Here is a 24,866-nt window from a genome sequence, read left to right on the forward strand (position 1 = left end):
ATATTATGATTTTTGATAATCTATAAAAATTATAAAGACTTTTACGTATATGTAATAATGGATAGATGGATTGGCATTGATGAGTTTGTTGCGGTCGCGAGTAATGGCTCATTTAGCGGGGCTGCAACTCAGTTAAATACTTCGGTTGCGCAAATTAGTCGCCGAGTGAAAATGTTAGAGGAGCGCCTTAACATTCAACTTTTGACGCGCACTACCCGAAAATTAGCGCTGACTCAAGAAGGTGAAGTATTCTTATCTCACGCAAAGCATTTGCAGCATGGATTAGATGACGCCACTGCTGCAATCCGTCAACGTGATAGACAGCCAACAGGCAAACTTAAACTTACCGCACCGGTAATGTACGGTGAATCTTATGTCATGCCTGCCGTGGTCGACTTTATGCGTTTGTATCCCAAAGTTGAGGTAGAAATGCATTTGACGAACAACCAAGTCGACTTGCTCGATAAGGGCTTTGACTTGGCAATTCGACTCGGTAAGTTACAGGATTCATCACTGCGCGCTAAACGGCTAACTACACGTAAAACCATGGTATGTGGTGCAAATATCTATTTAAATCAATTTGGCCAACCGCATACGCTCGCTGAGCTTGGCAATCATAAATGTTTGATTGGCAACAGTAGCGAATGGCGTTTTGTTGAGCACGGTAAAGCGCGACAAATTAAAGTGGCGGGGCCACTGCGTTGCAACAGTGGTTGGGGGCTTTTGGAAGCAGCAAAGCAAGGCTTAGGCTTGGTGCAGTTACCGCATTATTACGTGCAAGAGGCGTTAGAGAGAGGCGAGTTAACAGAGGTACTAATCAACTTTAGGCCTGAAGAAGAGGGTGTCTGGGCGCTGTATCCACCCAGACAATTTGTCGCCACCAGCTTACGATTATTACTGGATCACTTGAGTGCGCACTTTAATCAGGTTTAGCCATAGTATCAATTGCTTGACTGAGCGCTATCTCGCGACTAATGCAAAACGCGCTATCACCCAAACGCTCGTGTATATTTAAGCGCTCTAATTTATCTGTGGTCTCTAAATTCGGTGAATAGATAAAAACACTACAGTCAGCATCGAGTGCATCTGTAATCGCATTTTCAATGGCTAAGCCCACGGTGACATCAATCATAGCTACGTCGCTTAGATCTAATACCATGGCTTTGTATTCACCAATTTTTCGGTGTTGTCTTGCAATGGCTTTAGAGACGCTAAAGATCATTGGCCCGGAAAGATAAAAGAATAATAGTTTACCGTTGGCTTTATCTAACAGCTCGCTTTCTTTTTTCGTAAGAGGCACATCTTCATCGCTATCACTGTCGCTAATTGCTTTAACGTGATTAGCTTGTACTCGGCTTAATCTCTCTATGATCATTACATTAGAGATAAATACGCCAAGGCCTACGGCAACAATCAGGTCAACAAAAACGGTAAGGAGCATTACGCCATACATAATCGCCATTTGACTGACACTAAGCTTATGGGCACGTTGGATAAAGCTCCAATCCAGAATATTAAAACCAACATACACTGCAATACCAGCAAGCACTGCCATTGGAATTGGCTCGGTCAAACTGCCCGCGATAAAGACTACGGCCATTAAAATTAGTGCCCTGAATATGCCTGCAATTGGCGAGCGAGCACCTACTTGAATATTGACCACAGTTCCCATCGTTGCACCAGCACCTGGCAATGCACCAAAAAGGCCAGCTATTATATTGGCAATACCTTGGCCTCTGAGTTCTTTATCAGAATCATGCTCGGTTCGCGTTAAACTGTCGGCTATTACTGCTGTTAGCAACGTATCTATACAACCCAAAGTGCCCAGTACCAGTGCGTCGATAAGCATTTCAACGAATAGCTCTGGTGACAATACTGGAAACACAATACTCGGTAAACTACTTGGAATTTCACCGATACGACGGATACTATCTGTGTCAAAAATAATGATTGAAAGCAGTGTAACGGCGACGAGTGCGACCAACTGAGCGGGGACGTATTGGCGCCACTTACTTGGCATTTTAAATAATATTGCCAGTGTGATTGCCCCAAGGAACAACTCAGAAAAATGTAAGTCCATCAGTAAGTCGGGTATGTGAGATAAGGTGCCAACAACGCCGCCTGCGGGTGCTTGATGTCCAAGTAAAGGAGCAAGCTGTAAAATAATGAGGATAACACCGATACCAGACATGAATCCGGAGATAACACTGTAGGGCATCAAGGTAACGTATTTACCTAACTTAAGCGTACCAAGTAAAACCTGAAATGCACCTGCCATCATGACAACAGTAAAGCCCATCGCAAGACCATTTTCGGGGTACTTGCTCATCATGGCGGTGAGTACTGCTGTCATGATAACAGTCATGGGGCCGGTTGGTTCAGAAATGAGAGAAGTCGAACCACCGAACAGCGCGGCAAATAAGCCAACCAAAATTGCGCCCCACATCCCAGCTTCTGCGCCGGCACCAGAGGCAACACCAAAAGCGAGTGCGAGTGGTAAAGAAATAATTGCAGTGGTTACACCACCGAATAGGTCACCTTTTAAAGAGGCGTTTTTAAATCTCTTAAGTGTGAGCATACTTTTGACTTTAACGATCAAAGAATTGACGGCATTCTACTGATAAATAACACGGAGTGCTACGAAGGACTGGTATTACCATTTGTCTGCTCAGTAAAATTCGGACACAAAAAAGCCAGTCTAAAAAGACTGGCTTTTCAATTACTGCTTAGTCAACCTGAGCAGGAGAGGCCATGTCGGCACTGGCTCTGCCTGTTGGTGACTTAGAACCAACACCTAACCCGCTATTAGTTACGGTCTGGCGTGAATCATGTGGCATTGCAGATGGTGTTTCTAACACGACATCTTCAATCACACTTTTCGCTTTGGTCATTGGCGCTGCAGCTGTTTGGTTGAAGCGTACACGGCTTTGTGCCGAATTGCCATTTACTACCGGTTGAGCAGCTGCTTCAATATTGCCAGCGGCTGGCGTTTCTTCAGACGAAGGTTCAGCAACTACTTCAACTGCTGGTGCTTCGACTACTGACTCCTGAGCTTCTGGCGTTGCATCAGTTTCAGAAGCCTGGGCTTCTTCTGCAACTGTAGTCTCAGCCTTAGCCTCTGCCGTTTCAACTTGCTCAGTATCTACTGTGTCAGCGATTGGCTCAGCGTTAACCTCTTTTGCTGCTTCTGGCTGTGTAGCTTCTACTTCTTCTGCGACTACTTCGTCAGCACTTGCGGATGTTTCGGGCTGTGCAGCTTGTTGCAATGGTGCTTCAGCAGTAGTTGCATCAACTTCCTTTGCAGGCTCCACTTGTTGCGCTGCATTTTCGTCAGCATGCACTTCAGCTGGCTTAGCTGCGACATCTTGCTCTGCATCAGTGTGCGTCTCAGAAACTGTCGCTTCTGCCGCTGGTGCAGTATCTTCAGCTACCGTTTCAGGTGACAATTGAGTCTCAACTGTACTTGCTTCTTGCTGCACTTCCGCTTGAGTTTCACTGTCAGAAGATTTCGCTTTGAGCTCAGCTTCGTATTCTGCAGCGGCTTGATCTGCTACGGGTACAAATGCAGCAGCTTGGCCTTTTTCAGGCGCATCCTGACGACGGCGACGTTGACCAGCTGCTCTCAGATGACGCGGAGAACGTCTAGAGCGTGTACGGCCTTCTTTATTTTCGTCATCAATTTGTGACTCTGAAAGCTCTGCAGAAACACTCTCGGCAACATCATTTCGCTCTTGGCGCTCAACGTGAGTAGTTTCTTGCGGCTTAACTTGTGCGTGTGCTTCAGCCTGATCAGAATGTGAAGCTACTTCTTCATTCGTTACTGACTCTTTTTCTGATTTATCAGCGACAGGCTTTGCTTTTCTCTGTCTTGGCTTATATTCAGCTTTAGATTCAGAAGCCGTTTTCGCTGGTTGCTCAAGTGGCTTTGCTTCTACTTTCACCTCTTCAACACTAGTTTGCTCTGAAGTGTTAGCGTCCTGTACGTTGGTTTCTTCCACACGTACCTTCTTACGAAGATTACGTCTTTGTCTACGCGGTTTTACTTTTGCTTCTTTAACAGGCGTGTCGTTAGCCTCGACCGCTTCAACATTATCGTTTACAGATCCCTTAGCTGGACGGTTTGTTTTGTCCTGATCTTGGCGTTTTCTGTTATTTGGACGACGGCGTTTGCGGTTATCACTGCGTTGCTCGCTATTATTGTTTTCGTCTTTCGTTTCAACTGCTGTTTCTTTTTGTTGATCGTTACGACGGCGGTTATTATTCCGACGGCGATTGTTATTGTTGCGGCGGCGATTATCACGGTTGTTATCGCGTGCTGGCTTCTCCGCAGCAGATTTGTTTTCTTCCTGAACGTCGCTATCACCCGCAAACAAGCTCTTGAACCATTGCCCAATCTTGGCAAACAGGCTGGTGCTGTTTTGCGCCGGTTGTGCTTGTGGTTTATGCGCCTGTGATTTTGCCGTTTGAGCTGGAGTCGCTGCCGGCGCTGGTGCCGGTGCTTCAGGCATGACGACACCTTTTAGCACAGGTTCCTCTTTCACAATCGCTTGAGCTCGAGCAATTTCAACTATTTCAGGCTCTGGTGTAGTGATCTGCTCATAGCTTGCAGCTTCAGTTGTCTCATCTTTACGCAATCTAACCACTTCATAGTGCGGTGTTTCTAGATGTTGGTTAGGAATGATAACAACATGGCACTCGTGGCGCTTTTCGATGCGTTGCACAGAACGACGCTTTTCATTTAATAGATAAGCACCAACAGCGACAGGCACTTGGGCGTTGACCTGAGCGGTATTATCTTTGATCGCTTCTTCTTCGATTAGACGCAAGATAGACAAAGCAATGGATTCGTTTGAGCGAATAGTGCCTTGGCCGTCACAGCGTGGACACGTATGCTGGCTTGCTTCACCTAAAGACGGACGCAAACGTTGACGCGACATTTCTAATAGGCCGAAACGAGAAATTTTACCTATTTGCACGCGAGCACGGTCGGTACGAACAGCTTCTTTCAAGCGGTTTTCTACTTCACGTTGGTGGCGTGGTGGAGTCATATCGATAAAGTCGATAACGATTAGGCCACCTAAATCACGCAAACGTAACTGGCGTGCAATCTCGTCAGCGGCTTCTAGGTTAGTGTTCAGCGCCGTCTCTTCGATATCACCACCTTTCGTCGCTTTTGACGAGTTGATATCGATAGACGTAAGTGCTTCTGTTGGATCAATAACGATAGAGCCACCAGAAGGCAAACGTACTTCACGCTGGAAAGCTGACTCAATCTGGCTCTCAATCTGATAATGGGTAAATAATGGCACGTCATTTTGATAAAGCTTCACACGATTGATGAAGTCTGGACGGAAACGCTCAATATGTGCCTTCGCTTCTTCAAAAACCCGAGGCTTATCAATTAGGATTTCACCGATATCACGACGTAAATAATCGCGAATTGCACGGAAGATCACGTTACTTTCTTGGTGAATTAAGAAAGGTGCTTTCCCGCTATTTGCCGCGTTTTGGATTGCGTCCCAGTGAACGAGTAGCGCCTTAAGGTCATACTCCAGTTCTTCGAAAGACTTGCCTACGCCTGCCGTACGTACGATAAGACCCATACCTTTAGGTACGTTTAAGCGACTCAATGCTTCTTTTAGCTCTATGCGCTCATCACCTTCGATACGGCGTGAAATACCGCCAGCTCTTGGGTTATTAGGCATTAATACCAAGTAGCTACCAGCAACACTAATAAAGGTTGTGAGTGCCGCGCCTTTTTGACCACGTTCTTCTTTATCAACCTGAACGATGACTTCTTGACCTTCTTTGATCACGTCTTTGATATTAGGGCGACCATTGAATGTATAGCCATCAGGGAAATACGTTTTAGCGATTTCTTTTAAAGGAAGGAATCCGTGACGCTCAGCGCCATAATCAACAAATGCGGCTTCTAGGGATGGTTCGATACGGGTAATTTTACCCTTATAGATATTGGCTTTTTTCTGTTCGTGACCAGGGCTTTCTATGTCTAGATCGTATAGACGCTGGCCGTCAACCAGTGCCACGCGCATTTCTTCTTGCTGCGTTGCATTGATCAGCATACGTTTCATATTGTAATTCTCTACTTAATTTATTTACAGCGCCTGATACGTCTTGCCAGCGACAGCGTGCTACACCTTGGATGTTCCTATTAAATGATGCAGTCTCACGACTGGGGGAAAGGGAACATATTCACAGTTTCCGCTTAAAATCAGGGTAAAATCACTGATCCATCGTTCGCTTTTTGCACGTTTATTCGTTTCACAAAGCAGCCATGCACGGGGTAGGTTTGAGCTTGGTTTGCCAAGCTTGGCTATCACCATCTTTCGACTTGATTACTCTGTGGTTATTCACGAGTTGCGGCCTGCTATGCACGGGTATTACTGCAACTGTGGTAAACGTATCAGACAAATTTTAATTTATTGCTTTTTAGTTTATTCATCGTGTCCAGTCATTAAACGAAATATTACGCGCTTCGCACTGACTGTTCGCACGTGTTTATCTTAGATGCATGATAAAAGCTTTGGAAATATTAGCTCTAATCTGTATGATCTGCCATCCAAGATGTGCATCACGATATTGTTTTTGCGATAAAAAGCACCTCGCAAAAATTTGCGGCCTGATTATCCCACTAATAATGTCGAGATAGCAACTAAATTATTACTCAAATCAGTGATTAGGCAATGTCAGAAAAACCCGCATTACAAGTTAGCTTTGTTACCGTGACGGAAGACCAAGAAGGTCAAAGGATCGATAACTTTTTAGTTACGCATTTGAAAGGGGTGCCAAAAAGCGCCGTATATAAAATTCTTCGTAAAGGGGAAGTGCGTGTAAACAAAAAGCGGGTGAAGCCTGTATATAAGCTACAAATCAATGATGAAATCCGTATCCCACCTGTGCGTGTTGCGGAGAAAACCGAGTTTGTGCCTAAAAACCTAGACAAAGTCGCAAATCTAGAAGATGCAATTCTTTATGAAGATAAGTATCTGATAGTTATAAATAAGCCAGCCGGTATGGCGGTACATGGTGGCAGCGGCTTAAGCTATGGCTTAATTGAAGCATTAAGAGCATTACGCCCTCAAGAGCAAAGTTTGGAGCTAGTTCACCGTTTGGACCGCGATACATCGGGTTGTTTGTTGATTTCAAAGCGCCGCGCAGTACTTAAAGGACTTCATGAGCAGCTAAGAGAAAAGACCATGGAGAAGAATTACCTTGCGCTGGTTTCTGGGCAATGGGATGCTAAACATAAAAATGTCACAGAGCCGCTGCGTAAAAATACCTTGAAGTCTGGTGAGCGAGTGGTACGAGTGGATCATGAGCAAGGTAAGCCTTCTCATACTCGTTTTAGAGTTGTCGAGCGTTTTGAGTCAGCAACTTTAGTGCAGGCATCACCGGTTACGGGCAGAACACATCAGATCCGAGTGCATACTCAATGTAAAGGGCATCCAATTGCATGCGATGATAAATATGGCGATCAGGTGTTTGATGCCAAAATGCGTGGAGTAGGATTAAACAGGCTGTTTTTACATGCCAAAGAACTCAGATTTATGCATCCAAAAACAGAAACTACACACCATGTAGAGGCACCATTGGATGGGGCTTTGGAAGCGTGTTTAACTAAATTAAGGAAGTAACATGCGGTATAAGTGTGTAATTTTCGACTGGGATGGCACCGTCATGGACTCTGTGCCCAAAATAGTAAATACCATTCACTTGGCTGCAAAGTCATGCAATATGACGCCAGTAAGTGATAGTGAAGCGAAAAGTATTATTGGTTTATCGTTGCCTGTAGCGATGCGGGTGTTATTTCCTCACCATGAGGATAAAGCAGAATCATTGGCCAGTGCATATAAATATATTTACTCAAATGAAGATGATACGCCATCACCTATATTTGAGGGCGTGGAACCATTACTTGGCAAGCTTCGTGACAGAGGGATAAAAATTGCAGTCGCTACAGGAAAAAGTCGCACGGGTTTGAACCGATTAATGGCTCAAAATGGACTTACCGATTATTTTGTTACGACACGCACGGCTTGCGAAGCCGAGTCTAAACCACATCCAGATATGTTATTACAAATATTGACAGAACTTGGCGTCGATGCAGAAGATACTGTGATGGTAGGCGACTCTATTATTGATATGGACCTGGCAAGCAATGCGGGCGTTGATGCGATCGGCGTCACTTTAGGAGTGGCTTCTAGAGACGAGTTATCGCAAACATCGGCTGCGCATATTTGCGATAACTATCAAGACTTATCTGACCTTTTGTTAGTCTGATTGCTCAGCGAGTACATCAATACCAAACTCGAGTAATGTTTTAGTGAGTTGAATAAGGGGAAGACCAATTAAAGTATTGGGGTCTTCTCCTTCAAGCTTATCAAACAGACAGATCCCTAATCCCTCGCTTTTAAAGCTTCCAGCACAGTTATAAGGTGTTTCCGCATCACAATAGTTACTGATCTGTGTTTGGGTAAGTCGGCGAAAATAAACGTGGAACGGCACCACTTCAGTGACCGTTTTGCCGCTTTCAATGTCGAAAACGGTTAAACCAGTCAAAAAAGTCACGCGATTATTGCTAAATAGACTTAGTTGTTTAATCGCGTTTTCTTTATTATGCGGCTTTCCTAGGACCTCACCGTTGAATAGTGCAACTTGGTCTGAGCCAATTACCACACCTTTTTGATATTTTGCTATTGCTGCTTTGGCTTTTAATTCGCTCAATCTCGCTACAAGTTGCTGTGCTGATTCACCTTCGAGTGCTTGCTCGTCTACGTCCGGTGAAAAAGATGCAAAAGGAAGCATTAATTTTTTCAAAATTGACTGCCTAAATGGTGAACTTGAGGCTAGAATAAGAGGCGTTTTCATGAGATTTTTATCTTTGTGACAACATTGCCAATAGGATAATGCGCAATAACGCGAAAAACAAAGGGAAAGTGTATTTTTACTTTGACTAACACAGTAACTATCTATATGATGCAGCCCCTATGCAAAAGGTGAAAATTCCCATCACTATTGATCCATGCAGAGCAGCGCAACGTCGAGCATCCTATGACGGTGTTGTAATGCTTGAAGAACTTTCTCGATTGCAGCAAGTTGTGCGTGATCAAAATAGTGAAATAGCGGTAGATATTCATTTCAACATCGACGAACAAGGTTTGGTTGTTGTGCAAGGCAAAGTCCGAGCCCATCTAACTGTTGTATGTCAGCGTTGTAATGATGAATTAGGGTTGGATTTGGAACAAGACTTTGCGTATTCGCCAGTCGGATTAGGTGCAGAGTCGGATGATCTTCCCGAGCGTTATGATGTGTTGGAACTGGATGATGAGGGTGAAGTTAATCTAAGACAAATCGTCGAAGATGAGCTATTACTCGCGATTCCGATAGTCCCGACGCATGATGAAGCACTGTGTTCTTATTCTGATAAGCCAAAGAGCTTTGGTGAAATTGAAGCAGAAGATAGCAAACCAAATCCATTTGAAATTTTGAAACAACTTAAGAAAGATTCTTAGGAGAAGGCTAATGGCGGTACAAAAAAGCAAGAAGTCACGCGCACGTCGTGGTATGCGTCGTTCACACGATGCGATCAGTGGACCAGCTCTAACTGTAGATCAGGTTTCTGGCGAGACTCATCGTCGTCACCACGTGACTGCTGACGGTTACTACAAAGGCGTTAAAGTAATTTCTAAGTAAGAGATTACTTTATGCTAACCGATCTAACCATCGCGTTAGATATGATGGGGGGCGATTACGGCCCCCGTTCATCTATCCCCGCAGCTATCGCTGCCGTGCTTAAGCACCCAAATCTAAATCTAATTCTGTGTGGTAATCAGCAAGTTATCGAAAGCGCTTTAACTAAAGCGAGTATGCTAGACCATCCAAGACTCAAAATTAAACACTGTAAAGAGGTCGTCACTAACAGCTGTGAACCTGCCTCAGCACTGAGAAATAAAAAACAGTCTTCAATGCGTGTTGCGCTTGATTTGGTGAAATCTGGTGAAGCGCAGGCTTGTGTTAGCTCAGGAAATACAGGTGCGCTCTTTTTTATGGCCCACTATGTGTTAAAAATGTTGCCTGGTATTAAGCGCCCCGCATTAATTTCAGCCGTTCCAACAGAGAAAAAACAACCCGTTTATTTGCTTGATCTTGGTGCGAATGTGCATTGTGATCCTGAAACCCTCTATCAGTTTGGTATTATGGGCTCAATCGTTGCGGGAGAAGCATTAAATATTCCTTCACCTAAAGTGTGTTTGCTAAATATTGGCTCTGAAGAAATCAAAGGCCATGATGGTATCAAGCAAGCTGCAAAATTAATGAAATCCTCATCTGTTATTAATTATCAAGGCTATTGTGAGGGGAGCGATATGTTCTCTGGCAAAGCCGATGTGATAGTGTGTGAGGGGTTTGTCGGCAACGTCGCCTTGAAAACCTGTGAAGGGATTGCCAAACTCATCATGCATAAGTTTAGCAAAGCGTTAAAAAAGCACTTTTTTTATAAAGCGTTGGCCTTTTTACTTCGACCCGTTATAAAAAAATTGTATAGAAGGGTGAACCCCGACCAGTATAACGGCGCAAGTCTGGTAGGATTGCGCGGTATTGTTGTGAAAAGTCACGGAAATGCCACAACGAAGGCATTTTTAGCCGCGATTGAAGAAGCTGCGCAAGAAGTACAACGTAAGATCCCTGAAAAGATCCAAGCGGTGTTTGCTCAGGTCGACACAGAAAAACAACCGTCAGGTCCGCATCCCTAACACTGCTAAGTGACATGAGGACGTGGCGACAACAGAGAAAATAAGAGCACAATATGTCACAAAAAATCGCATTATTTTTCCCAGGACAGGGCTCACAAAGCGTGGGCATGTTATCTGAATTATTAGCATCTTCTGATATCGTTAAAGCGACTTTCGCTGAAGCGTCAGAAGCATTAGGCTACGATCTAGCCGAACTTGTGCTAAACGGTCCTGAAGAAGAATTAAACCAAACGCACCGTACTCAGCCGGCATTATTAACCGCAAGTGTTGCTATCTTTAGAGCATGGCAAGAGAAAGGTGTTGAAGCTGAATTGACACTAGCAGGCCATAGTTTAGGTGAATACTCTGCATTAGTATGTGCAGAAGTATTAACACTTGCAGATGCGGTTAAGTTAGTTGAAAAACGTGGTTTATACATGCAAGAAGCCGTTCCCGCTGGTACGGGTTCTATGGCAGCAATTATAGGTTTAGATGATGAGGTAATTGCTAAAGTTTGTGCCGAATCTGCACAGGGTGACGTTGTTTCCCCGGTAAACTATAATTCACCTGGCCAAGTAGTCATTGCGGGTCACGTTGAAGCAGTAAATAGAGCTTCTCAAGCGTGTAAAGAAGCAGGAGCTAAGCGTGCATTACCGCTTGCTGTCAGCGTTCCATCTCATTGCGCATTAATGAAACCTGCCGCTGATAAATTAGCCAAAGACCTTGAAGCACTTGTATTTTCAGAGCCAAAGTTTGATGTGATCAACAATGTTGATGTTACTGTTGCTAAAGATGCAGCAGCAATAAAAGATGCGCTTATTCGTCAGCTTTACAGTCCTGTGAGATGGACTGAAACCGTACAAGCGGTTGCGAAAGAAGGTGTTACAACAACTTTTGAGTTCGGCCCTGGTAAAGTGATTTCGGGTCTTGTCAAACGTATCGACCGCTCAGTGTCGTGCGTGTCAGTAAATGATTTAGCTGCCATTGCAGCAGCAGAATAATAATGAGAGTTATATGAGTAATTTATTTTCTTTAGAAGGTAAGGTAGTACTAGTAACAGGTGCTAGCCGTGGCATTGGTAAATCAATTGCTAACGCTTTGGTTGCGCAAGGCGCAAAAGTTGCAGGCACTGCAACGAGTGAGTCTGGTGCAGAGCGTATCTCTGAGTATCTAGGCGAAAATGGTAAAGGTTATGCGCTAAACGTGACAGATGTCGACTCAATCGCAGCAACTTTAGATGCAATCAAAGCAGAATTAGGTGATATCGATGTGTTGGTAAACAACGCTGGTATCACTCGCGATAACTTGCTGATGCGCATGAAAGATCAAGAATGGGATGACATCATCGATACTAATTTATCATCTATTTTCCGCTTATCAAAAGCCGTACTTCGTCCAATGATGAAGAAGAAAAATGGCCGTATCATTAACATTGGCTCGGTAGTGGGCACTATGGGTAATGCGGGTCAAGCTAACTATGCTGCTGCAAAAGCGGGTGTAATTGGTTTTACAAAATCATTGGCGCGTGAGGTTGCATCTCGTGGTATTACGGTAAATACTGTAGCACCGGGCTTCATTCAGACAGATATGACGGATGAGCTAACTGATGAGCAAAAAGCAGCGACTTTGGCGAATGTACCAGCAGGTCGTTTAGGCCAACCAGAAGAAATCGCTGCAGCTGTGGTTTATTTAGCGTCAGATGCGGCAGCTTATGTTTCTGGCGAAACTTTGCACGTAAATGGTGCGATGTACATGGTTTAACCCGCTAAGATCACAAATCAATTGAAATTTTTGTGATCTTGTCGACAACGTACTTGAAATCGTCGCGAAAATAGGCGATAAAAAGATTCAAAGCTTTGTAACAGGTTTGACCAGAAAAAAAAGTACGGGTCAATCCTTGAATCCCAGAATGATGCGTCGTAAACTGCGCCGCAATCTGAAAATTAACGCAGTAGCGTTTAAATAAAGGAAAGAAGAATGAGCGACATCCAAGAACGCGTAAAGAAAATTATTGTTGAACAACTAGGTGTTAAAGAAGAAGAAGTTAAATCAGAAGCGTCTTTCGTTGATGATTTAGGTGCTGATTCTCTAGACACTGTTGAGCTTGTAATGGCGCTAGAAGAAGAGTTCGATACAGAGATCCCTGATGAAGAAGCTGAGAAAATCACTACTGTTCAGGCAGCTATCGACTACGTTACTGCTCACGCTGAGTAACTAGCTTTTCTATTAGGGCAGCACTCGCTGCCCTAACTCTTTCTAGACCCCCCAATTATTATAATAATCCCTTTTTGGAGGACACCGTGGCTAAACGTCGAGTCGTAGTAACTGGCTTAGGTATGTTGACGCCGCTGGGTAATGATGTTGCATCTACCTGGCAGGGCTTATTAGAAGGCCGTAGTGGCATTCGCAATATCACGCATTTTGACACAGAAGGTTTCGGAACTAAGTTTGCTGGTTTAGTTAACGACTTTGATGTCACTGAGTATATTTCCCCTAAAGATGCTAAAAAAATGGATGTTTTCATCCAGTATGGTATCGCTGCAGGTGTACAGGCTATAAAAGACTCAGGTCTTGAAGTTAACGAAGAGAATGCCGCAAGAGTTGGTGTAGCCATTGGCTCTGGTATAGGTGGTTTGACGCTAATTGAAGAAAACCACGTTAAACTATTAAATAGTGGCCCACGCAAGCTTTCTCCGTTTTACGTACCTTCTACCATTATCAATATGATTTCTGGCCACTTGTCTATCATGCATGGCTTAAGAGGTCCAAATATTTCGATTGTTACTGCATGTACAACTGGCCTTCATAATATCGGCCATGCGGCCCGTATGATTGCATATGGCGATGCGGATGCGATGGTAGCTGGCGGTGCTGAAAAAGCGTCAACCCCAATTGGTATGGGCGGTTTTAGTGCAGCTCGTGCGCTTTCTACGCGTAACGATGATCCGCAAGCGGCTTCTCGCCCTTGGGATAAAGACCGTGATGGTTTTGTGCTAGCTGATGGAGCTGGTGTGATCGTACTGGAAGAGTATGAGCATGCGAAAGCACGTGGTGCTAAGATTTACGCTGAACTGGTTGGCTTTGGTATGAGTGGTGATGCATATCACATGACATCACCACCTGAAGACGGTGCTGGTGCTGCACAGGCCATGGTTAATGCATTGAACGACGCAGGGATCAATGCAGAGCAGGTTGGCTATATCAATGCACACGGTACTTCCACTCCGGCGGGTGACGTTGCAGAGACGCATGCTGTAAAGTCGGTATTTGGTTCTGCGGCAAAAGATGTAATGGTGAGCTCGTCTAAATCAATGATGGGCCACTTACTTGGTGCTGCGGGCTCAGTTGAATCAATTATTTCGATTCTTGCACTGCAAGACCAAAAAGTAACGCCGACCATTAACTTAGATAACCCAGATGAAGGTTGTGATTTAGACTACGTGCCTCATACTGCCCGTGATGCGAAGCTAGAGTACACTTTGTGTAATTCTTTTGGCTTCGGTGGAACAAACGGTTCATTGCTATTTAAAAAGGTGTAGATCAGCCTTAGTAATCTAATAGCAAAGTAGGTTATGATAAAAAAGCTCGGCAATGCCGAGCTTTTTTATGTTGTGAATACCCTTAAAAGGAAAGCGATGTGGATAATCAGCAGCTTTTTTCTAACACTGACAGAGGATTGGCCTATGGAGACGGTTTTTTTACCACTGCGTTAGTCCGTGATGGAAATATTGACTTGTGGCCACTTCACAAGGCGCGATTGACATTCTGTCAGCAGCGCTTGGACTTTCCCGAGTTACGATTAGATAAAATTGAGTCTTTAGCTCAAGAGCAAGTTAAAGATAAAGCGGAAGCGGTGCTAAAGATCCTTATCACTCGAGGGTGCGGGGGCCGCGGTTACCAAGCTCCTGAGACGCCTCAGCCAAGTGTGAGTATTCAGGTCTTACCTTTTCCTTCACACTATAAAACATGGCAGCAAAATGGGATTGAGGTCGCATTAAGCCGAGTTAAACTGGGTATTCAGCCATTACTAGCTGGATTAAAGACACTGAATCGGTTAGAACAAGTACTTATTAAACAAGATGCACAGACATTGGTTTGCGACGATGTTATTGTGATGGATATCAATGATATGGTGATTGAAGCGTCAGCGGCAAATATCATCATGATTAAAGAAAACAAGCTGTATACACCAGATCTTAGTGGCTCAGGCATTAAAGGCGTATTCTTAACCGCACTTGAAAGTAGGCATGATATTAGGGTCAAAAAAATTGCTTTTGACGAGTTAAAAGCAGCTGATGGCGTATTTATTTGTAATAGTTTAATGCAGTTGGTACCTGTAGTAAGAATTGAGAATAAACATTTCGATATCGCCTACTTACATGAATTGAAAAGGCGATTTTTAGGGAAGTAATATAAATGAAAAAACTGTTTATCATAGTCGCATTTTTGATAGCAGCAGCGTCCTGGTGGTTATCTCAGCAAATAAATAAGGTTAAATTTGAACCACTTAATATCTCTGAGTCATTAGTTGAGATAAAGGCTGGGCAAACATTTAATCAGCTCTGTCAGCTATGGCAGCGTAGCGGGGCATTATCTAACTGCTTTCCTTATCAACTTTATAGTAAGTTAGAGCCTAAGTTATTCGCGTTACAAGCGGGCTTTTACGATCTTAAAGGGCTAACTGTGCTGGATGCCATCAGCAAAATTAGTCGTGGAGAGCAACACAACTTTAGCTTTACAATCATTGAAGGGATGCCCATTTGGGAAGTCAAAAACAAGCTCCTTAGTGCCCCTTACTTAACGCAAGACATTGATAAGCTGGCAGCACAACTGAATATAGCGCAAAGTTCAGCTGAAGGGTGGTTGTACCCCGACACCTACCATTACCATGGAAATGACTCAGCGCTGCGCTTACTTAAACGCGCCCATACCAAAATGCAGAGTGTGCTTGAGCAGGAGTGGCAAAACAGGATGCCAGATCTTCCTTTAAACACGCCTTATGAAGCCTTGATCTTGGCTTCGATTATTGAGAAAGAAACGGGCGTAGTCGCAGAAAGAGATAAAGTAGCCTCCGTTTTTATCAATCGCTTACGTAAGGGCATGCGTTTACAGACAGATCCAACCATTATTTATGGTATTGGTGAGCACTTTGATGGTGACATTAAACGTGAAGATATCCGTAAAAAGACGCCATATAATACCTATCGGATTGATGGCTTACCACCGACCCCCATTGCAATGCCGTCTCGTGCTGCTATCCATGCGGCACTTAATCCCGCAACAACCGATTATTTTTATTTTGTTGCGTCAGGAGATGGTGGGCACCACTTTTCGAAAACATTGTCTGAGCACAATAAAGCGGTGAAGAAATTTATTTTGAAACAGTGACTTTGAAAGATAGCTGGCGTTGAAGAGAGGGCTAGCTCTCTCGTTACTCTCTATTACAACATAAAATATTCTTTAATACCCGCCAATACGCTAGATACCGCAACGGAAGCTAAAATAAGTCCCATTACTCGGCTGACGATACTTGCGCCACTATCACCAATCCATTGGTGAATTTTTGTCGCAACCAGTAAAAATAGCAACACGATAGCCAATACGCTGAGCATAATAAGCGATGTTTGGAGTTGTTCAAATACATTGTTTTCGCTGTTTTTAGTAAGCAAAACGGCAGCCAACATTGCCCCTGGGCTTGCGATCGAAGGCATTGCTAAAGGGAAAATAGCGGTGTCTGATGCTTTACTGTCTAACTTAATCTCTTCACTTGGCTTACCCTCGCCAAAAATCATTGTCATGGCAAAGATGAAAAGTACGATGCCGCCAGCAATCGCAAATGCTGGTAGGGGAATACCAATGGCATTTAAAATAATTTCGCCAGCAATAATAAAAAACAGTAACACAATGGCAGCAACCAGTGTTGCCTTAACCGCTATTTTTCGTTTTGTAGCAATATCAAAGCCAGTAGTGGTTGCGATAAATACCGGAATGGTGCCAATGGGGTCGATGACCGCAAAGAAAAAAATGAACGTTGAGATATATTGTTCCATAGTTTCCTATTATGAAATAAAGGTTGTTCACAAATTGCTTATGATTGGCTATCTGTTATAGACCAACATCAAATAATATCACTGGTTTCATGACCTGACTCTGAATGCTTACTCAACTATTTTTTGCATTCATGGTAAGTACCCAAGCCACCGCATCGTTGTAGTTCTCGAAGTTCTTAATCGCTAAGCCGTGCTTGTCAGCAAATGCTTCAATTAATCCACTTTTGGTGTCTGAGGGAGAAATAACTCGGGCTAGGGTGATCCCATCAACAAATTGATTGAGCTTTTGTAAAACGCTTAGTACGCTTGGGTAGTCGTAAGTGATATGTAATTGAGATACGTCGATAACCAGACCCTTTAGCTGATTCGACTTAAGTGCAAGTCCTAAGTTTTTATACATCTCGATGATATTGGCTTCCACGCATTCCCCGTATGCGGCTGCGTGGATAAGTTTCTCTTTACTATCAACTGTTGCTCTATAAGAGAATTTCGCCATGCTCTATTGCACCCTTTATGCTTATAAATAAAAGGATAGTTCAATTAGCTGGCGATACCAATTTCAAAAAGCGCACTGAGCTAAAGCGGCTCATTATTTGTCCGAATCCGAGGCCTGTTATGTCGTTATGTAAGCTCTTCAGCTACCTCTGCAATTTTTTGTCTCAACCAAATATGACTTGCATCACGGTGTAATAACGGGCTCCAAATCATATCTAACTCAAACGGTGGAATTGGGAAAGGTGGCTCTAGCACGGCTAAAGTCGGATCATCACGATAGATATTCGCGGCTTTCGATGGCAATGTTGCAATTAAGTTCTGCTCTTTTGCTAAGTGAATTGCAACGTGATAATTACGCGTAAAAGTCGCGATGTTTCGGTGTTTTCCAAAGTGTGCAAGCGCCTCGTCAACCCAGCCAAGCTTCTGTACATCTGCGGGATCCATTCCGACCCCAACACCAAATCCGGTTTTGCTTACCCAAATATGGCGAGACTTTAAATAGGCATCAAGCGTAAAGTTGGTAATAACTGGGTTGTCGGATTTTACGAGGCAGCAAAAACTATCCTTCCAAATTCGTTTGTGGTGGAACGATTGCGGTAAGTTTTCGAAGCGGTTAATTGCCATGTCTACCTTGCCATTTTCCACATCATGGAATGTAACATCACTCGGCGTGAGAATATCAAGGGTCGTATCTGGGGCTTCTTCATGGAGTTTATTCAGGAGTTTCGGTGCAAGTGTACTCGCGGCATAGTCACTGGCCATAATTCGAAATACTCGATTACTACTCGCTGCCTCAAACTCTCTGTTAGGGGCTAAGGTTTCCTCTAAAGTCATAAGTATGCCACGGATCACAGGCTGCAGCTCAAGTGCGCGCTCTGTCGGCACCATGCCTTCGCTGGTACGTACTAAAATAGGGTCATTAAAGAGGTTTCTGAGGCGCTTAAGACCATTACTCATTGCTGGCTGGGTAATACTTAATTGATTTGCGGCACGTGTTACGTTGCATTCTCGAAGCAAGGTATCGAGGTAAACCAGCAGGTTAAGGTCAATTTTACTAATGTTCACTCAGTTTTCCTTTATATTATTCTTCTTTTTTGGCATCTTGGAGAAAACGATTTTCACGTGGATAAGGGTAAATATGTCTTACGACTCTCTCACGAATATCTCGTTGTGCTTGCTGCCAAAACAACACCTCAGCCAAATCAGCATGATGGCGCAGAAACATTTCCTTTAGTGTAGGATTTGTCAGAACAAATGTACACAACTGTTCAGGAAAGACGTCTTGTGGCGCGCTGGAAATATCCGCAGAGTCATACATATTATCAAGCCCTTGTTTTGGCAGTGCTCTAAAGTTCATTTCCGTGAGATATTGTACTTCATCATAGTCATAGAAAATAACTCTATGATGTTTGCTCACGCCAAAATTTTTTAACAGCATGTCACCTGGAAAAATGTTTACAGCGAGCATTTCTTTAAGCGCATAGCCGTAATCTCTAATAACTTGCTCGCACGTTTCTTCATCGGCTTGCTGTACAAAGAGGTTGAGCGGTGTCATACGGCGCTCAATATACAAGTGTTTTATCACCATATTGTCCCCCTCAATACGTATACTTTGAGAGATAGAATCCAGTAATAGCTGATAAAGAGCTGGAGAAATACGTGCAAGTGGGATCACCACATCGGAATATTCAATCGTATCTGCCATTCTACCTACACGATCGTGGCGTTTTACGAGTTGGTAGCGCTCTAAAACGGTTGTTTTTGTAAATGGCTTACTTTCTGGAAATTGGTCACGGATCACTTTAAAAACATAGGGAAAACTTGGCAGAGTGAATACCATCATCACCATACCGGGTGTACCTGGTGCGACTTCAAACTGTTCTTCAGAATTCGCTAAGTGGTGTAAAAACTCACGATAAAATTCGGTTTTTCCCTGTTTATGAAAGCCGATGGCATTATAAAGCTCAGCCTTTGTTTTATTTGGCATGAGTTGATTTAAAAACTTAACTAACGCAGATGGGGCATGGGTCTCTACTAAAAAGTAAGCACGCGCAAAACCAAAAATCACCCGCATTTGTGAGCTGTTGGTAAGTAGCGCATCAATCAGTAAGCCCCCTGTTTGTGCGTGTAATACCGAGATGATAAACGGCTGTACACCAGATTTAGATACTACTCGGCCGACAATATAGGCACCTTTATTACGATAGAAAGGTGCGCTGAGGATATCGAAGCGCATTAAGTGCGCCTGATGATGCGTGTTAGGTGCTTGTTTAAGAAACGCCTTAACGAGTAGTCGAATATCTCTATCTAAATCTTCAAATTCACAATGAAAGTCAATGTGTTCGATGATTTTTTTGATGGTTGGCTTCAGACCATTGACGACTGGGAAATAACTTCGATACTCAGCTTCTACAGGGAGCGATGTGGCGTTAGCAAGTTGGGTTTCAACAAAAATGAAGTCACTATTGTAATATCGGCGATGAAAAAGGCGGCAAAAAACTGAATTATAGAAAGTTTCAGCAAGCTCTGGTTGAGGGTGAAAGGTGAGGCGTTCAAGGTAAGCCTGTTTTACTTGATACCATAGCGATTCATTCAGTTGCGTCGAGCCATAGAGTTGTATCAACTTCTGTGCGGTCTCATCAACTTTACTGTCGTATTGGCTGATCCTCGCTTTACTTATTCTTTCTATCTCTCCCCAATTTTGCGAAGCAAAAGCGATAGGTGCCAATTTGGTAATTTCCACAAATGCGTGATAGTGGTTTTGGAAACCTGATAAAATTCGCTCCGCCAATTGCTGTGCTTGCATCTACATCCCTCATAAATTATCCACGCTGAGTGGTTTCACTTTACAAGGTAATGTAGAAAAAGTCATCTGGTAATACCAGTTCTACCAATTCGCTTAATTCTTATTATCAAACTTGGCGTACTTATTGATAAAGCGTGATCCTCCAAAGCAATCAATGTGGTGATATTACTCGTATGCTTTTAGCTGCTTTTCTAATTTTGAAATCTCTTTTTCTAGGCTCTTTATCGCTTTAGCATGTGCCTTATTAATGGCTTTTATTTCTTTTTTAACTTGCCTGACGACCTTTTTTCGCCTGTCTTCGTTCATCAGCTTAGTTAACTTATCTTGTTGCTCTCTAACCGCGGTATCTCTTTTACGGTTGAGCATGGCTTTTTCATGGTGCTTGGCCCTAAGTGCACGCTTTGTTCTTTTTGCAATTTGGTTACGTTCCAAATTATTTAGCGTTTTATAATGCTGTTCTGAGGGAGCCGAGGCTTTAGGATCGGATGTGGTTATCGTATGCTGGGTCGCATTAGCCGAGCAGGGGAATTGGCTAAAAACGATGCCTCTGTCGGTGGTACATTTGTAGTAGTGCACCGTTGTTGTTGCGAAACTAGGTGAGCAGATAAAAATCAGTGTAAGTAATTTAAGATACAATTGCATCTGGCATCCTTGCAGTAACAGTCAATATCTAGTTAAACATAGATGAGATCTAGCTTTGTTCAAGGTTACTGTGCTTCAGGAGCCGTGAATTTTTTTAATGTCTTAATACTTTGGATTAAAAATGGAATATCTAAATTACCGTTCAAAACAAAGCCCTCCTTCGCTGACATCTGCTTGAAGCTACCATCTTGATTGACTAAGGTGATTTTGTCTTTTTTGAAGGCAACTAAGACACCCTGCGTAAAGTTAACGCCTTCTGCATGAGAGCGAGTTTTAATGTTCGATGCCAGCATACTTTGTTGAGCAAGGGAGTCGCAGCCTAGATAAGAGCTTAACAGGGTGTAGGTGATGTCATTGGGCTGCACAAGACCAGAAGCCTGAGCAAACAGTTCAATATTCGTTACCGCAGAACTGGTTAATACCGTCGCTTGCTGCGCACTAATATCAATTACTACGAACGGCTTTGAACTATCAATGTCAATTTCGTCGCTTACTTCAACGATTGTTAATTTACTTGCTTGATGAGAAGGAACAAAAGAGAACTCGCCGCTAGCATTAACACTCATTAAGTCATTATTAATTGACCATATCGGAACTTGCTGCTGCAGCATGACAGACTCTTTATAATAACTCGGTAGACCGTATATCAGGCTGAATAGCGCATCGCTGCTATTTCCTGCACGTAACACAGAATCCATTCGGAACACGTTATTTTTACCGTTGCTCTGAAGTGCTGTTGCTGTTTTTTGGAACAGTGCCTGATCTGTATAAGCATAAATATAGATAGGTTGCTCACCAGTATCTTTCTTTTCTTTGCATACCGCCGAAATTACAGGGGCTTTGTATTTTGAATGCGTATCACCAATGCTTAGTGAGTGCGCTTCCTCATACTGCTCGATATCAAGTAAATCGTGTCTGGCGAGTAAGCTCTTTGCGGTTGTAGGATAAGAGAGGGGTAATACATTATCTTGCTTAGTGATATCGAAAAAGGCATTCGCATCAGCCCAAATGTGCAGGCTGTGGCTTAGCGCAAAGCAGGTTACAATGGTGCCCGTTGCATAACGAGGAAATTTATAGGACTTAAGCTCAGCCAAATGACGCCAAGCATAATTGCCTGCGAGTAGTTCAAAAGTGAGCACCAGTCCAAGTATTGCAATGGTAATGATGAGATTAACTAGGGATGATCCGACTAAGGTTTCCCACAATAAAACAAAAATATCGGAAAGCGAAGCTGGGTTTATATGGTAGCCAAGTTGTAGGTAAACAAAGGCATCTACTGTTAGTACAACAATACCAACCGAGGCAATAATTGCAGCCATCCCGCGAATATGTCGCGGGTAAGGGAATATTAAACTAAGCGGAAAGATAGTTAATACAAACGCACAAAAAGTGATAAAGCTGGTATGGCTTATCCACGTGATCAGCATATAAAACCAACCGACAAAGGTACTTGGCGCTTTGTCGGCGAACAAATAAACTGAGCTAATCAATAAAACCAAGCCAATGTTGGCAAAGGTAAACCAGTGTCCCCAGCTGAGTAATTGACTTGCTTTTGATGAAAAAGGGCTGTGCGGTGTAAGATTCATTCCGTTACTTTACTGATTGTGTAAGTGCTTTGGCAAAATTTTCGGCAACAGATTGTCTCTTACTCTCTGGAACATGTTCTTTTAGAATGTGCGTGATAGAATTACCCAAACACATTAAGCTGAGATCAACTGGTGCGTTTTGCGAGCTTAATACATTAACTAATTGGTCAACAATTTCTTCTACTTGTTTATTGGAATACTTTGATTGGATAGGCATCAGTTGGTTCAATTTATAAAAGCAATAATTTTTACATTTTAACATTAGAGGCGTGAAAAACAAAGATGAGCGTTGAGGTAAAAAAACTAGTTGTTCACTATGTAGACAAACAAGACGAAGATACCGAAATACATCTACGTGATGATGAAATGCAAATCAATGACAAAGTTAATGTTTTCATTGAACAATTGCATCATGCCTACAATGGCAAACCGGGTAAAGGGTTCTGTGCTTTTAGCGGCGAAAAAAGCAGTGTGGTCGCGTCTGCGATGCAGAGTTATAGAAATAATGAGCTTAACTTTTGGAATTTAACCCAAGAAGCAACCAATGTGCTTAAAGAAGAGCTTAATAAATATGCATTTCATGAAACTGGGTATTTAGTGTTTTGTCATTATCAGTATGTTGCCAGCAATTTTATTATGATTGCACTGATTAATATTAAAGAACATTATACAATTACCTCAGACTTAGACTTATCCGCAGCAAAACACTTAGATATTTCACGTATGCAATTGGCTGCGAGAATCGATTTAGATGCATGGGATACGGCCGCAGAAGAAAACCGTTATATTTCCTTCATTAAAGGGCGCGCGGGTCGAAAAGTTGCTGATTTCTTTTTAGATTTTCTTGGTTGTGAAGAGGGGATAGACCCTAAACAGCAATCGCAAACTATGTTACACGCGGTTGAGGATTATTTGTCTACACAGCAATATGAAAAGTCTGAAAAGGACGACATTCGCAAGGAGATTTTTGATTACTGTAACGACTGTGTTTCAAGCGGCGAGGACGCGGATGTCAATACACTGTCTGAGACGCTTTCTAAGTCTTCAGACGTAAAGTTTGAAGATTTTTATAAAGAGCAGGGCTACGAGCTAGAAGAAAGTTTTCCTGTCGATAAAAAGACGGTAACGAGTATGGTGAAATTCTCCGGGCTTGGCGGTGGAGTAAGCGTTGGCTTTGAGCGTAAGCATTTGGGGGAGCGGGTTATTTATGACGCTACGAGCGATACGCTCACGATTAAAGGTGTGCCGCCTAACTTGAAGGACCAAATTGAACGTTATTATAATAATGACGAATCTTAGTTTATAAAAAGCAGCGAAAGCTGCTTTTTTGTTCCCATTTCATCCCTTTTTCTGCAAATATTTTTATCAATTTGCTGCTTTTGCTAGCATTTTTTTAAATTTAACTATACTTGCAATGTAGTACTTGTAGAACAAGCAATTGGGATGAATCATAATGAAGATGAAACTAGCTTTAGGTTGTACCCTTTGCCTTGCCTGTTTTTCAGGGCATGCAGAGGTTAACTTTTCCGGATTCGCAAGTATCAATGCAGGTAAGGTGCTGAGTGGAAGCGGTGTTCCACAATTCGGAATAAACGATCCAATATTTCTTGCCGATTATCCTATCGTCAGTGTTTACGACGAGGATATCTCATTTGAACCTGAAACACTGATGGGTCTTCAATTTAGTGCTGATCTAACCGAAGGCTTAAGCGTTACTGGCCAGATTGTTGCGCGCGGCGCAGATGATTTTGATGCAAAGTTTGAATGGGCTTATTTGTCCTATGAGATTAATGAGAATTGGACTTTTCAAGCAGGTAAAAAGCGCTTACCGCTATTTTACTATTCCGACTTTTATGATGTGGGTTACGCCTATATCTGGATGCGTGCACCCGCGGACAATTACACCTGGCAAATCTTTAATTACAATGGCATCAATATGCTCTACAGCGGCAGTGTAGGCGACTGGTCATTAAGCGGGAATATATACGCTGGTAAAGAAGACGATGATGACAATAAGCTGTTGAGTGAGTTTTTCTTTCAAGAGCCAACTAGAGAAATCTGGAAAGACATCTTAGGTGGTGTAATTCAAACCAGTAATGATTGGCTTGAAGTGCGTTTAACTCACATGCGTTATACCAACCAGAGATATCGTTCAGGAGAGCCCGTCTTATGGGAGGGGAGTGATGAACGAGATGGTAAGTTTTACGGTTTGGCAGTAAATGCAGACTGGGGAAATTTCTTTATTTTATCAGAGCTAAATCGGTTGGATTTGGATGGCGATCTAGACACTAAGATGCTGACATTGGGTTACCGCTTTGACAATATCACGCCATTCGTATCCTACGCAGATTTTGAAGGGGAGGGCGAGGATGCTGAAAGCCATGAAACCACTTCGTTTGGAGTACGTTGGGATTTCCATTCCTCCGCCGCTTTTAAGATTCAGTACGATGAGGTGGAGGATAACTCCGTTGGTCTAGCGGTCGCGGGTGATAGTAAAGCCATTACAATTGGCATCGACATGGTATTTTAAGGAGAG

24 protein-coding genes are annotated in these 24,866 nt (G+C 43.1%); 14 read left to right on the forward strand and 10 right to left on the reverse strand.

The genetic code is table 11. The annotated features are described in order from the left end of the window. The first annotated feature begins 57 nt into the window (after positions 1-57). Positions 58-933: a LysR substrate-binding domain-containing protein gene (locus L1D50_RS05725; RefSeq protein ID WP_128726350.1), complete on the forward strand. Its 876-nt coding sequence runs from the start codon at positions 58-60 to the stop codon at positions 931-933. Here the strand turns inward: L1D50_RS05725 and L1D50_RS05730 are convergent. Together L1D50_RS05730 and rne are read right to left on the reverse strand one after the other, a co-directional pair. After that, on the reverse strand, positions 920-2,578 hold the full coding sequence (locus tag L1D50_RS05730; protein WP_239965678.1) for a SulP family inorganic anion transporter: 1,659 nt from the start codon (positions 2,576-2,578) through the stop codon (positions 920-922). The genes L1D50_RS05725 and L1D50_RS05730 overlap by 14 nt on opposite strands. Positions 2,579-2,726: 148 nt before the next feature. Continuing rightward, a complete protein-coding gene (rne, locus tag L1D50_RS05735; RefSeq protein ID WP_239965679.1) occupies positions 2,727-6,092 on the reverse strand; it encodes a ribonuclease E in 3,366 nt (1,121 codons plus the stop codon). Between the two features lie 612 nt (positions 6,093-6,704). Here rne and rluC point away from each other — a divergent pair. Together rluC and L1D50_RS05745 are read left to right on the forward strand one after the other, a co-directional pair. After that, positions 6,705-7,655, forward strand: coding sequence for a 23S rRNA pseudouridine(955/2504/2580) synthase RluC (rluC, locus tag L1D50_RS05740; protein ID WP_128726353.1), 951 nt, complete (start codon positions 6,705-6,707; stop codon positions 7,653-7,655). A 1-nt stretch (position 7,656) separates the two neighbouring features. Beyond that, on the forward strand, positions 7,657-8,301 hold the full coding sequence (locus L1D50_RS05745; RefSeq protein ID WP_128726354.1) for an HAD-IIIA family hydrolase: 645 nt from the start codon (positions 7,657-7,659) through the stop codon (positions 8,299-8,301). Here L1D50_RS05745 and L1D50_RS05750 read toward each other — a convergent pair. Further along, positions 8,293-8,889 (reverse strand): nucleoside triphosphate pyrophosphatase, encoded by a 597-nt coding sequence (locus tag L1D50_RS05750; protein ID WP_128726355.1) that lies wholly within the window; start codon positions 8,887-8,889, stop codon positions 8,293-8,295. The two genes, L1D50_RS05745 and L1D50_RS05750, sit on opposite strands and share 9 nt — an antisense overlap. Positions 8,890-9,008: 119 nt before the next feature. Between L1D50_RS05750 and yceD the strand changes: the two genes are divergently transcribed. The 9 genes from yceD (at position 9,009) to mltG (ending at position 16,139) form a co-directional block, all read left to right on the forward strand. Then, entirely contained in the window at positions 9,009-9,533 is a 525-nt protein-coding gene (gene yceD, locus L1D50_RS05755; RefSeq protein WP_128726356.1) for a 23S rRNA accumulation protein YceD, read from the forward strand. Between the two features lie 10 nt (positions 9,534-9,543). Next, on the forward strand, positions 9,544-9,714 hold the full coding sequence (rpmF, locus tag L1D50_RS05760; RefSeq protein ID WP_010374010.1) for a 50S ribosomal protein L32: 171 nt from the start codon (positions 9,544-9,546) through the stop codon (positions 9,712-9,714). Positions 9,715-9,725: 11 nt separating this feature from the next. Beyond that, positions 9,726-10,772 carry a phosphate acyltransferase PlsX gene (gene plsX / locus L1D50_RS05765; RefSeq protein WP_128726357.1) on the forward strand — a complete coding sequence of 349 codons (1,047 nt, stop codon included), beginning with the start codon at positions 9,726-9,728 and terminating at the stop codon, positions 10,770-10,772. Between the two features lie 53 nt (positions 10,773-10,825). Then, positions 10,826-11,752 carry an ACP S-malonyltransferase gene (gene fabD, locus L1D50_RS05770; RefSeq protein WP_128726358.1) on the forward strand — a complete coding sequence of 309 codons (927 nt, stop codon included), beginning with the start codon at positions 10,826-10,828 and terminating at the stop codon, positions 11,750-11,752. 13 nt (positions 11,753-11,765) lie between these two features. Continuing rightward, positions 11,766-12,512: a 3-oxoacyl-ACP reductase FabG gene (fabG, locus tag L1D50_RS05775; RefSeq protein WP_128726359.1), complete on the forward strand. Its 747-nt coding sequence runs from the start codon at positions 11,766-11,768 to the stop codon at positions 12,510-12,512. 216 nt (positions 12,513-12,728) lie between these two features. Continuing rightward, on the forward strand, positions 12,729-12,965 hold the full coding sequence (gene acpP, locus L1D50_RS05780; protein WP_010374019.1) for an acyl carrier protein: 237 nt from the start codon (positions 12,729-12,731) through the stop codon (positions 12,963-12,965). An 86-nt stretch (positions 12,966-13,051) separates the two neighbouring features. After that, positions 13,052-14,290 (forward strand): beta-ketoacyl-ACP synthase II, encoded by a 1,239-nt coding sequence (gene fabF, locus L1D50_RS05785; RefSeq protein WP_128726360.1) that lies wholly within the window; start codon positions 13,052-13,054, stop codon positions 14,288-14,290. Positions 14,291-14,388: 98 nt separating this feature from the next. Then, the gene (gene pabC, locus L1D50_RS05790) at positions 14,389-15,162 is read left to right on the forward strand and encodes an aminodeoxychorismate lyase (RefSeq protein ID WP_239965680.1); all 774 of its coding nucleotides are present in this window, start codon (positions 14,389-14,391) and stop codon (positions 15,160-15,162) included. A 5-nt stretch (positions 15,163-15,167) separates the two neighbouring features. After that, a complete protein-coding gene (gene mltG / locus L1D50_RS05795; RefSeq protein WP_128726361.1) occupies positions 15,168-16,139 on the forward strand; it encodes an endolytic transglycosylase MltG in 972 nt (323 codons plus the stop codon). A gap of 53 nt (positions 16,140-16,192) precedes the next feature. Here the strand turns inward: mltG and L1D50_RS05800 are convergent, their stop codons facing one another. The 7 genes from L1D50_RS05800 to L1D50_RS05830 form a co-directional block, all read right to left on the reverse strand. Continuing rightward, the gene (locus L1D50_RS05800) at positions 16,193-16,801 is read right to left on the reverse strand and encodes a MarC family protein (protein WP_128726362.1); all 609 of its coding nucleotides are present in this window, start codon (positions 16,799-16,801) and stop codon (positions 16,193-16,195) included. 112 nt (positions 16,802-16,913) lie between these two features. Beyond that, positions 16,914-17,297, reverse strand: coding sequence for a hypothetical protein (locus L1D50_RS05805; RefSeq protein WP_128726363.1), 384 nt, complete (start codon positions 17,295-17,297; stop codon positions 16,914-16,916). A 125-nt stretch (positions 17,298-17,422) separates the two neighbouring features. Beyond that, positions 17,423-18,361 (reverse strand): LysR family transcriptional regulator, encoded by a 939-nt coding sequence (locus L1D50_RS05810; RefSeq protein ID WP_128726364.1) that lies wholly within the window; start codon positions 18,359-18,361, stop codon positions 17,423-17,425. A gap of 16 nt (positions 18,362-18,377) precedes the next feature. Beyond that, positions 18,378-20,102 (reverse strand): bifunctional isocitrate dehydrogenase kinase/phosphatase, encoded by a 1,725-nt coding sequence (gene aceK, locus L1D50_RS05815; protein ID WP_239965681.1) that lies wholly within the window; start codon positions 20,100-20,102, stop codon positions 18,378-18,380. Positions 20,103-20,267: 165 nt separating this feature from the next. Continuing rightward, on the reverse strand, positions 20,268-20,744 hold the full coding sequence (locus L1D50_RS05820; RefSeq protein ID WP_239965682.1) for a DUF4094 domain-containing protein: 477 nt from the start codon (positions 20,742-20,744) through the stop codon (positions 20,268-20,270). Between the two features lie 65 nt (positions 20,745-20,809). After that, positions 20,810-22,330 (reverse strand): DUF3413 domain-containing protein, encoded by a 1,521-nt coding sequence (locus L1D50_RS05825; RefSeq protein ID WP_128726367.1) that lies wholly within the window; start codon positions 22,328-22,330, stop codon positions 20,810-20,812. A 4-nt stretch (positions 22,331-22,334) separates the two neighbouring features. Then, entirely contained in the window at positions 22,335-22,547 is a 213-nt protein-coding gene (locus L1D50_RS05830) for a DUF1414 domain-containing protein (protein ID WP_010374035.1), read from the reverse strand. Between the two features lie 65 nt (positions 22,548-22,612). On the opposite strand from L1D50_RS05830, the gene yejK reads away from it, so the two are divergent. Both yejK and L1D50_RS05840 read left to right on the forward strand, forming a co-directional pair. Beyond that, positions 22,613-23,629 (forward strand): nucleoid-associated protein YejK, encoded by a 1,017-nt coding sequence (yejK, locus tag L1D50_RS05835; RefSeq protein ID WP_128726368.1) that lies wholly within the window; start codon positions 22,613-22,615, stop codon positions 23,627-23,629. Positions 23,630-23,783: 154 nt separating this feature from the next. Next, entirely contained in the window at positions 23,784-24,860 is a 1,077-nt protein-coding gene (locus tag L1D50_RS05840) for a porin (RefSeq protein ID WP_128726369.1), read from the forward strand. The last annotated feature ends 6 nt before the right edge of the window (positions 24,861-24,866 follow it).

The sequence above is a fragment of the Pseudoalteromonas sp. Isolate6 genome (assembly GCF_022398435.1).
Taxonomy (GTDB): domain Bacteria; phylum Pseudomonadota; class Gammaproteobacteria; order Enterobacterales; family Alteromonadaceae; genus Pseudoalteromonas; species Pseudoalteromonas galatheae.

Coding starts and splice junctions, on each gene's coding strand:
- yejK (WP_128726368.1), top strand. CDS start 22,613: ATGAGCGTTGAGGTAAAAAAACTAGTTGTTCACTATGTAGACAAACAA.
- mltG (WP_128726361.1), top strand. CDS start 15,168: ATGAAAAAACTGTTTATCATAGTCGCATTTTTGATAGCAGCAGCGTCC.
- L1D50_RS05745 (WP_128726354.1), top strand. CDS start 7,657: ATGCGGTATAAGTGTGTAATTTTCGACTGGGATGGCACCGTCATGGAC.
- plsX (WP_128726357.1), top strand. CDS start 9,726: ATGCTAACCGATCTAACCATCGCGTTAGATATGATGGGGGGCGATTAC.
- aceK (WP_239965681.1), bottom strand. CDS start 20,102: ATGCAAGCACAGCAATTGGCGGAGCGAATTTTATCAGGTTTCCAAAAC.
- L1D50_RS05830 (WP_010374035.1), bottom strand. CDS start 22,547: ATGCCTATCCAATCAAAGTATTCCAATAAACAAGTAGAAGAAATTGTT.
- L1D50_RS05825 (WP_128726367.1), bottom strand. CDS start 22,330: ATGAATCTTACACCGCACAGCCCTTTTTCATCAAAAGCAAGTCAATTA.
- yceD (WP_128726356.1), top strand. CDS start 9,009: ATGCAAAAGGTGAAAATTCCCATCACTATTGATCCATGCAGAGCAGCG.
- L1D50_RS05840 (WP_128726369.1), top strand. CDS start 23,784: ATGAAGATGAAACTAGCTTTAGGTTGTACCCTTTGCCTTGCCTGTTTT.
- rpmF (WP_010374010.1), top strand. CDS start 9,544: ATGGCGGTACAAAAAAGCAAGAAGTCACGCGCACGTCGTGGTATGCGT.
- L1D50_RS05805 (WP_128726363.1), bottom strand. CDS start 17,297: ATGGCGAAATTCTCTTATAGAGCAACAGTTGATAGTAAAGAGAAACTT.
- L1D50_RS05800 (WP_128726362.1), bottom strand. CDS start 16,801: ATGGAACAATATATCTCAACGTTCATTTTTTTCTTTGCGGTCATCGAC.
- L1D50_RS05730 (WP_239965678.1), bottom strand. CDS start 2,578: ATGCTCACACTTAAGAGATTTAAAAACGCCTCTTTAAAAGGTGACCTA.
- L1D50_RS05725 (WP_128726350.1), top strand. CDS start 58: ATGGATAGATGGATTGGCATTGATGAGTTTGTTGCGGTCGCGAGTAAT.
- rne (WP_239965679.1), bottom strand. CDS start 6,092: ATGAAACGTATGCTGATCAATGCAACGCAGCAAGAAGAAATGCGCGTG.
- L1D50_RS05820 (WP_239965682.1), bottom strand. CDS start 20,744: ATGCAATTGTATCTTAAATTACTTACACTGATTTTTATCTGCTCACCT.
- acpP (WP_010374019.1), top strand. CDS start 12,729: ATGAGCGACATCCAAGAACGCGTAAAGAAAATTATTGTTGAACAACTA.
- rluC (WP_128726353.1), top strand. CDS start 6,705: ATGTCAGAAAAACCCGCATTACAAGTTAGCTTTGTTACCGTGACGGAA.
- fabG (WP_128726359.1), top strand. CDS start 11,766: ATGAGTAATTTATTTTCTTTAGAAGGTAAGGTAGTACTAGTAACAGGT.
- fabD (WP_128726358.1), top strand. CDS start 10,826: ATGTCACAAAAAATCGCATTATTTTTCCCAGGACAGGGCTCACAAAGC.
- L1D50_RS05750 (WP_128726355.1), bottom strand. CDS start 8,889: ATGAAAACGCCTCTTATTCTAGCCTCAAGTTCACCATTTAGGCAGTCA.